Origin of the sequence: Enterobacter cloacae complex sp. ECC445, assembly GCF_021892025.1 — a bacterium.
Classification (GTDB): Bacteria; Pseudomonadota; Gammaproteobacteria; order Enterobacterales; family Enterobacteriaceae; genus Enterobacter; species Enterobacter chengduensis.
On record NZ_JAKLRZ010000002.1, the window covers coordinates 412,246 to 425,895 of the forward strand.

Below are 13,650 nucleotides of genomic sequence, written 5' to 3' on the forward strand. Positions count from 1 at the left end.
AGGCACCGGCACAAAAACCGTAATCGGTTTTGCCGGGCAGTAAACGCAGCCCGACAATGCGCGTGCCCCATCGTTTTAGAGGTACGGACCATGTTCGCACTTGATGCATTCCATTTGGCCAGAATTCAGTTCGCTTTTACCGTCTCGTTCCACATCCTGTTTCCCGCGATCACCATCGGCCTCGCCAGCTATCTGGTGGTGCTGGAGGGCATGTGGCTGCGCACCAAAAACGACGTCTGGCGATCGCTATACCATTTCTGGCTCAAGATATTTGCCGTTAACTTCGGCATGGGCGTCGTTTCCGGGCTGGTGATGGCGTACCAGTTTGGCACCAACTGGAGCGGGTTTTCCCAGTTCGCGGGCAGCATTACCGGGCCCCTTCTGACCTATGAGGTGCTCACCGCCTTCTTTCTGGAGGCCGGATTCCTCGGCGTTATGATGTTCGGCTGGAATAAGGTCGGCCCGGGGCTGCACTTCTTTTCGACCTGCATGGTGGCGCTCGGCACGCTGATGTCGACCTTCTGGATCCTCGCCTCCAACAGCTGGATGCATACGCCGCAGGGTTTCACTATCGAAAACGGGCAGGTCATTCCGCAGGACTGGCTGGCCATCGTCTTTAACCCCTCCTTCCCTTACCGCCTGATTCATATGGCTATCGCCGCGTTTCTGAGCAGCGCGCTGTTTGTCGGCGCGTCCGGCGCATGGCATCTGCTGCGCGGTAACGATACGCCCGCCGTGCGCACCATGTTTTCGATGGCGATGTGGATGGCGCTGCTGGTCGCGCCCATTCAGGCGGTGGTGGGCGATATGCACGGCCTGAACACGCTTGAGCATCAGCCGGCTAAAATTGCCGCCATTGAGGGTCACTGGGAAAATCCCCCCGGCGAGGCCACCCCGCTGCTGCTGTTTGGCCTGCCGGACATGGAGGAGGAGCGCACGAAATACGGCCTCGAGATCCCCGCGCTCGGCAGCCTGATCCTGACGCACAGCCTGGACAAGCAGGTCCCGGCGCTCAAAGATTTCCCGAAAGAGGATCGGCCAAACTCGACCATCGTTTTCTGGTCGTTCCGCGTGATGGTCGGGATGGGCCTGCTGATGATTACCCTTGGTCTGATCAGCGTCTGGCTGCGCTATCGTCACCGGCTTTTCCACTCGCGCCCGTTCCACTGGTTTGCCCTCTGCATGGGCCCTGCCGGGCTGCTGGCGCTGCTGGCGGGCTGGGTGACCACCGAAGTGGGGCGTCAGCCGTGGGTCGTCTATGGCTACCTGCGCACCGTTGACGCGGTATCGCTGCACAGCACCCTGCAGATGAGCATCAGCCTGCTGGCCTTCTTTGTCGTCTACTCGTCCGTGTTTGGCGTGGGCTATGTTTACCTCATCCGGCTGATTAAGAAAGGCCCGCAGCCCGTCGATACGCTGACGTCAAACACCTCGGGCACCCCTGCCCGTCCGCTGTCTGCCGCTGAGTCAGTTCCGGAAGAGGAGAAAATCTGATGGGCGTCGATATCTCAGTGATTTGGTTTGCCATCATCGTGTTTGCCACGCTGATGTACATCATCATGGATGGCTTCGATCTGGGCATTGGCCTGCTGTTTAACTTCGTGGGCGATGCGAAAGAGCGCGACGTGATGGTCAACAGCGTAGCGCCCGTCTGGGACGGCAACGAGACCTGGCTGGTGCTCGGCGGCGCGGGGCTGTTCGGCGCGTTTCCGCTGGCCTATGCGGTCATTATCAATGCGCTGACGATCCCGCTCACCGCGATGCTGATCGGCCTCATCTTTCGCGGCGTCGCCTTTGAGTTCCGCTTCAAGGCCACCCCCTCACACCGCAGGTTCTGGGACTACTCCTTTGCCGGCGGCTCCCTGCTCGCCACCTTCAGTCAGGGGATTGTCGTCGGTGCAGTGATCAACGGCTTTGACGTGGAGGGCCGACGTTTTGTCGGCTCGGCGCTCGACTGGCTGACCCCCTTCAACCTCTTCTGCGGCATCGGCTTGGTCGTCGCCTACACGCTGCTGGGCACCACCTGGCTCATTATGAAAAGCGAAGGCGCGCTGCAACAGCGCATGCGCGAGCTGACCCGCCACGTGCTGCTGGCGCTGATGGTGGTTATCGCGGTGGTAAGTATCTGGACGCCGCTCGGCTGGCAGTACGTGGCCGACCGCTGGTTTACCCTGCCCAACTTCTTCTGGTTCCTGCCGGTTCCTCTGCTGGTCGGGATCTTCAGCGTGCTGATCTGGCGGCTGACGCGCAACCCTGCCAGCCACGCGCGTCCTTTCCTGCTGACGCTGGGGCTGATCTTCCTCGGGTTTAGCGGGCTGGGCATCAGCCTCTGGCCGAACATTATTCCGCCGCGCATCACCCTGTGGGAGGCCGCTGCCCCACCTTCCAGCCAGCTGTTTATGCTGGTCGGGACCTTACTGATTATTCCGGTGATCCTGGTGTACACCGCCTGGAGCTACTACGTCTTCCGGGGCAAAGTTTCGGATACTGAAGGCTATCACTGAGGAACGCTATGACGGACTGGCATACACGGGCCATTATTTACCAGATTGATACCGCACTCTTTTATGATTTGAACGGCGATGGCTGCGGGGACATCACCGGGATAGCGGCCAAGCTGCGCTACATTCGCCGGATGGGGGCGACGGTTATCTGGATCACCCCGTTTTACCTCACCCCCTTTCTCGACGAAGGCTATGACGTCAGCGATCATCTTCAGGTTGACCCCCGCTTCGGAAAGCTGGCCGATATCATTGCCCTTGTCGAACAGGCCCGCGAGCTGGGCATGCAGGTCATTATTGAGCTGCTGATCCAGCACACCTCCGACGCGCATCCCTGGTTCCAGCAGGCGCGCCGCAACCCGGCGTCACCCTACCGGGACTACTACCTCTGGTCAGATACTGACGAGGACGATACGCCCCCCATGTTCCCCGGCGTCGAAAAGAGCATCTGGAGCTGGGACGACGAGGCGGGACAATACTACCGGCACATGTTCTATCGCCACGAACCGGACCTGAACCTGACCTCGCCCGCGGTGCTGAAAGAGATTGAGAACATCATCCTCTTCTGGCTCAAGCTGGGCGTATCGGGGTTCCGCCTGGATGCCGCCTCCCACCTGACCACGCAGGCGGGAAACGGTGATGAAAAAAAGGGGCTGTGGATCCTCGAGCATATGCGGCGTCTTATTGAGCAAAATAATCCGGAGGCGATCCTGCTGGGTGAAGTGGACGTCGAGGTGGAGGCCTATCAGGACTACTTTGGCAATAATGACCGCCTGAATCTGGTGCTCAATTTCTGGCTCAACAAATATTTCTACGTAAGCCTGGCCCGCAAAAGCGCCCGCCCGCTGCGCAACGCGGTGAAGAAGATGATCGTCCCGCCTGACTCCTGCTGTTGTGCCAACTGGCTGCGCAATCACGACGAGCTGGATCTGGAAGGCATCAGCAAGAAAGACAAACAGTTTGTCCTCAATACCTTCGCCCCAGATGAGGAGATGAACGTCTATCAGCGCGGGATCCGCCGCCGCCTGGCGCCGATGCTAAACGGCGAGCAAAAGCGGCTGGCATTCTGTCATGCGGTGCTCTTTTCCCTGCCCGGCGTGCCGGTGATGCGCTATGGCGATGAGATAGGCATGGGGGATGACCTCGAACTGGAGGAGCGCTACGCCGTCCGCACGCCGATGCAGTGGGCGGGATCGCAAGGCGGTGGTTTTTCAGCGGCCGATCCGGGTAAATTTATTGCGCCGATTATCGACCACGGCCCTTATCGCTATCAGAAAATCAACGTCGCCGATTCGCTGCTCCACCGCAACTCGCTCCTGCACCGGATCATTGATATCGCCAATACACGCTCGGAGTTTCCCGAAATCGCCGTTGCGCCCTTTAGGCTCCTCACCATCGACAGTGACGCGGTGCTGGGGATCTATTACGAAACCGAAGAACGCAGCATCCTGACCTTTGTTAACTTCAGCGACCAGCAGGTACGGTTCACCGTAAAGGGGATCCGCAACGCCACCTGGACCGCCTGTCTCGCGGACAAACGCTACGATGACGCGCTGGTTTGCGGTAAAACCGTCGAGCTCAGCCTTGGCGGCTACGGTTATCGCTGGTTCTGGACGCACCGCAGCGCGCTGCGCTGATTACGGTTTCCGGCGGGTTAGCAAACGCGTTAATACAATCCCCGCCACCGCAAGGGCCCCTAACGCCACTTTGCCCGGCATACCGGAGGTCACGGACGTCGCGCGAGTTTTCGCTTCGTCAGTGAAACGGCCATGGATTTTGTGCAGGTCGTTAACCGGCTGGTCGAGATAGTCCCGGCGGTCCGGCGCGTTCAGATCGTCGGTCATCTGACCTTCCCAGGCTTTCTTCACCATCAGCCTGTCCAGAAAACCCGGGAAGAGGAACTGCCCGACAATCGACTGGATGGTGCTGCTGCCTACCCACAGCTCGCGCACCGGCTTTTGCGCCACCCTGAAGATGGCGCTGGCGGCGACTTCAGGCTCGAAAACCGGCGGTACCGGACGCATCGGCCAGGCAAACTTGTTCCTTGCCCATTCAAACTGCGGCGTGTTAAGCCCCGGCATCTGCACCATCGAAAGCTGAACCCGGCTGTTCTCGTGCATCAGCTCGGTACGTACCGCGTCGGTGAACCCGCGGATCGCCGCTTTGGCCCCGCAGTAGGCGGACTGCAGGGGGATGGAACGGTAGGCCAGCGCGGACCCCACCTGAATAATGACGCCCCTGTCGCGCGGAACCATAAGCTCGAGCGCCGCGCGGGTACCGTTCACGTAGCCGAGGTAGGTTACCTCAGTTACGCGACGAAACTCGTCCGGCGTAAGGGTGCGAAACGGTGCCAGCACGGCGCCCATGGCATTGTTGACCCACACGTCAATCGCCCCAAGGCGATACTCAATCTCGTTGGCCGCATCCACCACCGCCTGACTGTCGGCGACGTCAGCCTGCACGGCGTGGGCGTTAACGCCGAAGCGCCGCAACTCTTCCTGAGTGGAGTGCAGGCTGGCCTCATCGCGGGCGATGAGGCCGACACGGTAACCTGCTTTTGCAAAGCGCAGCGCCGTGGCTTTTCCCACGCCCGCCGTCCCACCGGTAATCACTATGACAGCCATAGAACCTCCACGTGAAATCAACCGTTATGCCCATCCGACAGGGTTGTCACCAGTTCAGCCAGCGCAAAATGCACCGCTTTTTCCACCACGTCCTGACAGTCGCCGGAGAAAAGCACGGTGCGGGTTTGCGTCTCGCCGCGTATATTCCAGCCAAAGCAGACCGTCCCCGCCGCCGTCCCATCGTCGCCCCCTTCCGGGCCTGCGTATCCGCTGATGGCGATGCTGATATCCGCCTGCGCGATGTCGCGGATGCTGGCGGCCATCTCGGCCACCGTCGGTTCGCTGACGGCGGTATAGCGCGCCAGCGTCTCAGGACGCACGCCGAGGATCCGCGCTTTGGCTTCGTCGCTGAATACGACCAGGCCAACATCATAAAAATCGGCGGTGTTCTCTTCCGCACAAAGCGCCACCGAGAGCTTTCCTCCCGTGCAGGATTCCGCCGTGGTTAAGCGAAGCCCGAGATCGGTTAATTTACTCGCCAGCTTTTTCGTCAGCTCGCCCACGGTAATATTGTTGTCGTGAAAAAGATTGCTCATCTTGCCGCCTCTTATTTCTCGAAAGGAATGACTGAAATATGCCCATTGCGCTCAAGCATGGCATATTTAATGTCGCTTATTTCCGTAATGCCATTATTCTGACGCGCCGACACCAGAATATCATCACAGGACACATCGACTTTCTTCAGTTTATCGGCTAACGGCACGCCGTTCTCGACCAGAATTACAGGAGTACCATCCAGAATATTCTCCACCGGCGAGAAATATTTCTTCATCAGTCCGAAAATAATATCCACCACCACCAGCGTGGTAATGGTAATCATCGCGCCGGTAACGGAAAAATCCTGTCCGAGAAGCGCCTGCTGAGTAGCTTCACTGATTATCAGGAGCAGAATGAGATCGAAGCTGGTCATCTGCAGCAGCGCGCGCCGCCCGGCCACTTTAAATACCACCACGAGGAATAGATAAATCGCCAGGGCACGAAAGACCATATCCATATCAGCCTCCTAGGGGTAAATAAATTGCCAGAGGGTGATTTCCGGCTCGCTGTTTATGCGGATGGTCGTGTTCCATTTGCCGGCTCTCGAAGGCGTGGTGAAGAGTAACACCGCGAAGCGGTCTGACTTTTTCAGGTTGTTATAGACAAAATAGAGGGTCTTGCCACGGCTGAACATGCTGTCAGGCTGCGGCCAGACGCTGCCAGGCTCGTAAACATTGCTGCTCTCGCTGGCCATGCTGAGAACATAATTTCCCTCTGTTTGCACCGGGAACGCCAGCTCCATTCGCGTCTCCGTCTCCCGTCGTCCGAAGCGTTCGTACTTTATGGTCAGGGAGTTAGCGGAATTGGTTTTGACCGTATCGCTGACTAATCCGCTCGAAAACAGACCGGCAATGGCAGCGACGATAACACCCAACAGAACAATAAACCCCACCTGACGAAACGCGTATTCAAACGTCAGCAAGCGGTAACTCTCATTTATACCGGGCAACTTTTCATTTTCACGCTTCATGGTTATCGTCACCGTTTCGCTTATTATCCGATAATTTTGATTTCTCACGAGAATATTTTTAGGACTTATCACATTTGCCACATAAAGAAATAGCAACAATACTTAATTAGTCAAGACATCCAAAATGAAGGATATACGATGAAATTATCGCTTATTTCCGCTTTATTGATATTTATGATTCCCACCGCCTTCGCAGATAATAACGGCGGGTTACAAAAAGGTGAAGCGCCGCCCCCGCCCCATGAGCTGGATAGCGGATATCGTGGAACCGACGACGCGCGTATTATGACCATCGCTCAGGCAAAACAGATGCATGACGGTGCGACCATTTCATTGCGCGGTAATCTTATTGACGGTAGCGGCGATAAGTTTGTATTCCAGGATAAAACTGGAAAAATCGACGTTATTATTCCCCAGGCAGTCTTCGACGGCAGAACGGTAAAACCCGACCAGATGATCGGCATCAACGGTTCGCTTGATAAAAAATCATCTCCTGCCGTCGTTCGTGTCGATCGTTTACAGAAGTAATTCAGCGAAGCGTTAACGCTGCAACTATCCATCAAGGCTTAAGGAGTCAGCTATGAGTGATACACAACGTAAGAACGCTTACCCAAAACCCCCGTTCCCGGAACAGCCGCAGACGCCGCCGGGTCTGGCGTCAGAGATGCAACCCGTTCCCGACCATGGGGAAACCAGCTACAAAGGCCATGGCCGTCTTGCAGGCAAAAAAGCGCTGATCACCGGCGGTGACTCCGGTATCGGTCGCGCCGTCGCCATCGCCTATGCCCGCGAAGGGGCGGACGTCGCCATCAACTACCTGCCGGAAGAGGAAAAAGACGCCGCAGAGGTCATCGACCTGATCGAAGCGGAGGGCCGCAAGGCCGTCGCGCTGCCGGGGGATATCCGGGACGAGACCTTCTGCCAGAATCTGGTCGAAGAAGCCGTCTCGAAGCTGGGCGGGCTGGATATTTTGATCAATAACGCAGGCCGTCAGCAGTACCGGGAATCTCTGGAAGAGCTGACCACCGAAGATTTTGACGCCACGTTTAAAACCAACGTCTACGCGCCCTTCTGGATCACCAAGGCGGCGCTACGCCACCTGAAAGCCTCGTCCGTTATTATTAATACCTCCTCCGTTCAGGCGGTGAAGCCCAGCCCGGTGCTGCTGGACTACGCCCAGACGAAAGCCTGCCTGGCGGTGTTTACCAAGTCTTTAGCCAAACAGCTGGGTCCGAAAGGCATCCGGGTCAACGCGGTTGCCCCCGGTCCTTACTGGACGGTGCTCCAGTCCAGCGGCGGCCAGCCGATGGAAAAAGTGAAGGAGTTTGGCGGCGATACGCCGCTGGGACGTCCGGGTCAGCCCGTCGAGATTGCCCCGCTGTACGTTACGCTGGCCTCGGATGAATGTTCATTTACGTCCGGCCAGGTGTGGTGTTCTGACGGCGGTGACGGCGTGATCTAACCGCTTCCCCCTTCCCCTCCGCAATGAGCAATAAATGAACAAGGACGTTCGCTCTTATTCCCCTGCCGAAAAACATGTTGTAACTCAAACAGATCAGATGTTAAAAATATTTTGCTATCAGGTTATCAAAATTAAACAACTTAACTTGTCACCCGCATCGCTCTGTTTTTAACATCGCCTATGGAAAAAAATGGTCTGTTCAGTCAGCGCATACGCTTGCGCCATTTGCATACATTTGTGGCCGTCGCTCAACAGGGAACGCTGGGGCGTGCGGCTGAAACTCTCAATCTGAGCCAGCCCGCGCTCTCGAAAACCCTCAACGAGCTGGAACAGCTGACCGGCGCCCGTCTTTTCGACCGCGGTCGGCTGGGCGCGCAGCTTACCATCGTGGGCGAACAGTTCCTGACGCACGCCGTTAAGGTGCTGGATGCGCTCAATACTGCAGGCCAGTCCCTGCATCGAAAAGCAGAGCAAACCAGCGAGGTTGTGCGCGTCGGGGCCCTGCCTACCGCCGCGCTCGGTATTCTTCCGCCGGTGATTGGCCAGTTCCACAAGCAGCAGCGGCATACCACGATCCAGGTTGCCACCATGAATAACACCATGCTGCTCGCGGGGCTGAAATCGGGCGAGCTGGATATCGGTATCGGCCGCATGTCCGACCCTGAACTGATGGGCGGCCTCAATTACGAACTGCTGTTCCTGGAATCCCTGAAGCTGGTGGTTCGTCCCGATCACCCTCTGCTGCAGGACACGGTGACCTTAAGCCGCGTCATGGAGTGGCCGGTGGTGGTATGTCCAAAAGGGACCGTTCCGCGCCAGGCCGCCGAAAGCCTGCTGCAACTGCAGGGGTGTACGCTACCCTCGGGGTGTATCGAAACGCTGTCGGCCTCGCTGTCACGCCAGCTCACGCTCGACTATGACTACGTCTGGTTCGTCCCCTCCGGCGCGGTAAAAGATGATTTACGCCAGGGCACGCTGACCGCTCTCCCGGTAACGGCCCCCGGCGCCGGTGAACCAATAGGCATTTTGACCCGCGTAGACGCGCCGCTCTCAACGGGCGCACAAACGCTGCTGAGCGCTATCCGTAAATCCATGCCGGTTTAATACCCCTCACCCTAACCCTCTCCCCTAAAGGGGCGAGGGAACAGACCTGCGCGTTAATCAAATAATGCGAAATCATTCATTAACAATTGCGTAAAACAATTTAACAGTTTTATCATAGCCGTGAATTCACCAAATGGTTCACAAACGGTTTGATAAAAACGAATTCACCCGTACTAATCATCAATCCCACCGCATTTATTACCCAACTGGTACATACCCGACACGGCGGCGGGATCTAAAGGAGAGAGAAATGGCATTTGGCAGCGCGCCGCGCGGAATACCTCGTATTCTGCAGTGGCTTTTAGCCGGACTGATGTTGCTCATCGGTCTGGCCGTCGGCGGATTAGGCTTTAAGCTCGCCACCGTGGGAGGAAGTCTTTACTTCCTGATAATGGGCGTGGTAATGGTGATTTCCGCCATCCTCATTTTCCGCAACCGCACCAGCGGGATCGTGCTTTACGCCATCGCATTTATTGCCTCGCTGGTCTGGGCGGTAAGCGATGCGGGCTGGGATTTTTGGCCGCTCTTCTCGCGCCTGTTTACCTTTGCCGTACTGGCGTTCCTGAGCGCCATCGTCTGGCCCTTCCTGCGCACGGCTAACCACGCGGCAGCGAACAAGGCGCCTGCGTTCGGCGTTGCGGCCGTGCTCGCCGTGGCCATGCTGGTCAGCCTGGGCTGGATGTTTAAGCCGCAAACCCTCGTGGCGGCGAACGAGCCCGTTCCGGTAAAGCCCGTCGCACCCGGCGAGCAGCAAAAGAACTGGGAACACTGGGGCAATACCACCCACGGCGATCGTTTTGCCGCGCTGGACCAGATCAACAAGCAAAACGTCAGCTCGCTGAAAGTCGCGTGGGTAGCTCACACCGGCGATATCCCGCAGAGCAACGGCTCCGGCGCGGAAGATCAGAACACGCCTCTGCAGATTGGCGACACCCTGTTTGTCTGTACGCCGTACAGTAAGGTGCTGGCGCTGGACGTGGATTCCGGTAAAGAAAAATGGCGTTACGATTCAAAAGCCACCGCGCCTAACTGGCAGCGCTGCCGCGGTCTGGGCTACTTTGAAGACCATTCAAGCGTGACAACGTCACAGGCAGACACACAGCCTGCGGCATGTCCTCGCCGTCTGTTCCTGCCCACCACCGATGCCCGCCTGATTGCCATCAATGCGGATACCGGCAAGGCATGCGACGACTTTGGCGACCACGGCACCGTGGATCTGAGCGTCGGCATGGGCGAAATCAAACCGGGATATTATCAGCAGACCTCCACGCCGCTGGTTGCCGGTAACGTCGTTGTCGTCGGCGGTCGCGTCGCGGATAACTTCTCCACCGGCGAACCGCCGGGCGTGGTGCGCGCGTATGACGTTCACACCGGTAAGCTGGCCTGGGCGTGGGATCCGGGTAATCCGAACCTCACCGGCCTGCCGCCGGAAGGTCAGACCTACACGCGCGGCACGCCGAACGTCTGGTCTGCCATGTCTTACGACGCTAAGCTTAACCTGATCTACCTGCCAACCGGCAACGCCACGCCAGACTTCTGGGCGGGCGAGCGCACCGCCCTGGACGACAAGTACAGCTCTTCTATCGTCGCCGTTGACGCCACCACCGGTCAGGTGCGCTGGCATTTCCAGACGACCCACCACGATCTGTGGGACTTTGACCTCCCTTCCCAGCCGCTGCTGTACGACCTGCCCGACGGTAAAGGCGGCACCACGCCGGTACTGGTGCAGACCAGCAAGCAGGGCATGATCTTCATGCTTAACCGCGAAACCGGCAAGCCGGTGGCGAAGGTGGAAGAACGTCCGGTACCGGCCGGTAACGTTGAAGGCGAACGCTACTCGCCGACCCAGCCGTATTCCGTGGGCATGCCGATGATTGGCAACCAGACGCTGACCGAATCCGACATGTGGGGCGCAACCCCTGTCGACCTGCTGCTGTGCCGCATTCAGTTTAAAGAGATGCGCCATCAGGGCGTCTTCACCCCGCCGGGTCTCGACCGTTCCCTGCAGTTCCCCGGCTCGCTCGGCGGGATGAACTGGGGCAGCGTCTCGGTTGACCCGAACAACAGCCTGATGTTCGTCAACGATATGCGCCTGGGGCTGGCAAACTACATGGTGCCGCGCGCGAACGTGGCGAAAAACGCCAGCGGCATTGAGATGGGTATCGTCCCGATGGACGGCACGCCGTTCGGCGCAATGCGCGAACGCTTCCTGTCGCCGCTGGGCATTCCGTGCCAGAAGCCGCCGTTTGGCACCATGTCTGCGGTCGATCTGAAATCCGGCAAGCTGGTGTGGCAGGTTCCTGTCGGCACGGTGGAAGATACCGGCCCGCTGGGCATTCGCATGCACATGCCGATCCCAATCGGGATGCCAACGCTGGGCGCGTCGCTCTCTACCCAGTCCGGCCTGCTGTTCTTTGCCGGCACCCAGGATTTCTACCTGCGCGCGTTTGATACCGCCACCGGGAAAGAGATCTGGAAAGACCGTCTGCCGGTCGGCAGCCAGTCCGGTCCGATGACCTACGTGTCGCCGAAAACCGGTAAACAGTACATCATCATCAACGCCGGGGGCGCTCGTCAGTCGCCGGATCGCGGTGATTACGTTATCGCGTACGCGTTACCTGATAAGACATAAGATGTAAAAAAGGGACCGAAGGGTCCCTTTTTTTTGCCCGGTGGCGCTTCGCTTACGCGGGCCTACGGGCCGGATTTTGTAGGTCGGGTAAGCGAAGCGCCACCCGACACGGCTGGCGACTCAGAACGTCTCCCAGTTATCCCCGGAAACCGTTGCCACAGGGCGTAGCGGCGCATTCTGCTGCACCGGCGCGAGTGTCGCCGCGCGGTTTGGCTTCGCGCCGCTCAACCGAAACGCCCCCACCGCCTCGGTCAGACGCGCGCCCTGTTCTTCCAGGGATGCCGCGGCTGCGGACGCCTCTTCCACCAGCGAGGCGTTCTGCTGGGTGACTTTATCCATCTCCGAAATCGCCTGGCTCACCTGAACGATACCCCGGCTCTGTTCATCGGACGCAGCGGCAATCTCCAGCATGATATCGGTCACGCGCTTAACGGCGTCGACGATTTCATTCATGGTGTTACCGGCGGCGACAACTTCGCCGGAGCCCTGGTCGATCAGCGAAACGGATTCGTTGATCAGGCTTTCGATCTCTTTTGCGGCATTGGCGCTGCGGCTTGCCAGCGTACGGACTTCACTTGCCACCACGGCAAATCCGCGTCCCTGTTCACCCGCCCGCGCCGCTTCCACCGCCGCGTTCAGCGCCAGGATATTGGTCTGGAAGGCGATGCTGTTAATCACGGCGGTAATCTCAGAGATCTTCTTCGAGCTGCTGGAGATGTTGCCCATGGTTTTCACCACGCCGGAGACCATCTGGCCGCCGCGGCTGGCTTTGCCGGAGGCATCTTCCGCCAGCTTGCTGGCGTGGTGCGCGTTATCGGCGTTCTGCTTCACCGTCGCGGTCAGCTGTTCCATGCTCGCGGCGGTCTGCTCGATGGCCGCGGCCTGCTGCTCGGTGCGCGAAGAGAGATCGGTGTTACCGGCAGAAATCTCGCTGGTGCCGCGATAGATTTCCTCGGCTCCCTGGCGTACGGTGCCCACGGTGTTTTCCAGCGAGTGCTGCATGGTTTGCAGATCGCGCGTCAGGCGCCCAATTTCGCTGCGGCCCGCCGCGTCGTCCGGCATCGTCAGGTCGCCTTTAGCGATATTCTCGATACGTTTCGCGGCACGCTGCAGCGGATGAATGACCGTGCGGCGCAGCACGACAAAGGTCATCGCCGTCAGCACCAGCGCCAGCGCAAACGCGCCCACCATAAACATCAGGCCCAGCTGCGTGCGGCTGTGCGCCTGTGCCGTCAGCGCGCTCGCGCGGTCGGTACGGATCTTAATCGCCTTCAGCAGCACGGCGTTGTAGGCGTCATCCAGCGGGCGCGCCGTTTCGTTTTCGTGGTTAATAATCGCCTCAAACATGCCGTTTTTGGCGAATTTGACCATCGGCTGCATGCCCGCGATATAGGCGTCGTAGCGCGCCTTCAGGTCCGCATCCAGCGCTTCGTCAGCAGGACTACGTACGGCGCGATTCATATACGCGGTAAAGCTATCCTGAGACTGCTTGATGCGCGTTTCCGCCTCGCTGATGTTCTGCTTCATCGCGTCCATCTCCGCGATACGGCTTGCCGCACCGGCGTGGATCAGGTTGATACGCGCGGTTCGCAGATGGTTTGAGCTGTTCGACAGCCCCATACGCACCTGAATTTCGGATGTAACATCCTGCTGATCGCGATCGGCCTGCAGCAGAAAATAACCCGCCAGACCCGAGCTCAAGGCAAACAGAAGAATAATGCCACCGAGAATGGAGGAAAACAGCGGAACCAGCCTGATGTGATGCAAGAAGCCCAGCGTGCGCTGCGGCTGCATCGAAGAAGTGTTGTCCATGACCGTCG

Annotated in this window: 12 protein-coding genes; 7 read left to right on the plus strand and 5 right to left on the minus strand. The window is 58.5% G+C overall.

The features are described 5' to 3' along the window. The first annotated feature begins 90 nt into the window (after positions 1 to 90). Genes L6R44_RS03455 through L6R44_RS03465 form a run of 3 tightly spaced genes read left to right on the plus strand, consistent with a single transcriptional unit; the run spans position 91 to position 4,138 of the window. The gene (locus L6R44_RS03455) at positions 91 to 1,494 is read left to right on the plus strand and encodes a cytochrome ubiquinol oxidase subunit I (protein WP_237423270.1); all 1,404 of its coding nucleotides are present in this window, start codon (positions 91 to 93) and stop codon (positions 1,492 to 1,494) included. After that, positions 1,494 to 2,504 carry a cytochrome d ubiquinol oxidase subunit II gene (gene cydB, locus L6R44_RS03460; RefSeq protein WP_237423271.1) on the plus strand — a complete coding sequence of 337 codons (1,011 nt, stop codon included), beginning with the start codon at positions 1,494 to 1,496 and terminating at the stop codon, positions 2,502 to 2,504. Before L6R44_RS03455 ends, cydB begins: the two co-directional genes overlap by 1 nt. 8 nt (positions 2,505 to 2,512) lie before the next feature. Continuing rightward, complete coding sequence (locus L6R44_RS03465) at positions 2,513 to 4,138, plus strand: alpha-amylase family protein (protein ID WP_237423272.1); 1,626 nt, start codon at positions 2,513 to 2,515, stop codon at positions 4,136 to 4,138. Here L6R44_RS03465 and L6R44_RS03470 read toward each other — a convergent pair whose 3' ends face one another. From L6R44_RS03470 to L6R44_RS03485, 4 genes are read right to left on the minus strand one after another with little or no spacing between them, the layout of a single operon-like run. Continuing rightward, positions 4,139 to 5,125: an SDR family oxidoreductase gene (locus L6R44_RS03470; RefSeq protein WP_237423273.1), complete on the minus strand. Its 987-nt coding sequence runs from the start codon at positions 5,123 to 5,125 to the stop codon at positions 4,139 to 4,141. Between the two features lie 17 nt (positions 5,126 to 5,142). Continuing rightward, positions 5,143 to 5,661 (minus strand): 2-oxo-tetronate isomerase, encoded by a 519-nt coding sequence (locus tag L6R44_RS03475; protein WP_032640260.1) that lies wholly within the window; start codon positions 5,659 to 5,661, stop codon positions 5,143 to 5,145. A gap of 11 nt (positions 5,662 to 5,672) precedes the next feature. After that, on the minus strand, positions 5,673 to 6,119 hold the full coding sequence (locus L6R44_RS03480) for a DUF421 domain-containing protein (protein WP_237423274.1): 447 nt from the start codon (positions 6,117 to 6,119) through the stop codon (positions 5,673 to 5,675). A 9-nt stretch (positions 6,120 to 6,128) separates the two neighbouring features. Further along, positions 6,129 to 6,632, minus strand: a complete 504-nt coding sequence (locus L6R44_RS03485) for a hypothetical protein (protein WP_237423275.1) — start codon at positions 6,630 to 6,632, stop codon at positions 6,129 to 6,131. Positions 6,633 to 6,770: 138 nt separating this feature from the next. Here L6R44_RS03485 and L6R44_RS03490 point away from each other — a divergent pair, with 138 nt between their 5' ends. From L6R44_RS03490 to L6R44_RS03505, 4 genes are all read left to right on the plus strand, one after another. Next, the gene (locus L6R44_RS03490; protein WP_237423276.1) at positions 6,771 to 7,160 is read left to right on the plus strand and encodes a YdeI family stress tolerance OB fold protein; all 390 of its coding nucleotides are present in this window, start codon (positions 6,771 to 6,773) and stop codon (positions 7,158 to 7,160) included. A gap of 52 nt (positions 7,161 to 7,212) precedes the next feature. Next, positions 7,213 to 8,094 (plus strand): SDR family oxidoreductase, encoded by an 882-nt coding sequence (locus L6R44_RS03495; RefSeq protein WP_032640265.1) that lies wholly within the window; start codon positions 7,213 to 7,215, stop codon positions 8,092 to 8,094. A 180-nt stretch (positions 8,095 to 8,274) separates the two neighbouring features. Next, positions 8,275 to 9,198 (plus strand): LysR substrate-binding domain-containing protein, encoded by a 924-nt coding sequence (locus L6R44_RS03500; protein ID WP_237423277.1) that lies wholly within the window; start codon positions 8,275 to 8,277, stop codon positions 9,196 to 9,198. A gap of 250 nt (positions 9,199 to 9,448) precedes the next feature. Further along, positions 9,449 to 11,830, plus strand: a complete 2,382-nt coding sequence (locus L6R44_RS03505) for a glucose/quinate/shikimate family membrane-bound PQQ-dependent dehydrogenase (RefSeq protein WP_237423278.1) — start codon at positions 9,449 to 9,451, stop codon at positions 11,828 to 11,830. 120 nt (positions 11,831 to 11,950) lie between these two features. On the opposite strand, the gene L6R44_RS03510 is transcribed toward L6R44_RS03505, so the two are convergent. Next, a complete protein-coding gene (locus L6R44_RS03510; protein ID WP_237423279.1) occupies positions 11,951 to 13,642 on the minus strand; it encodes a methyl-accepting chemotaxis protein in 1,692 nt (563 codons plus the stop codon). Between the last annotated feature and the right edge of the window lie 8 nt (positions 13,643 to 13,650).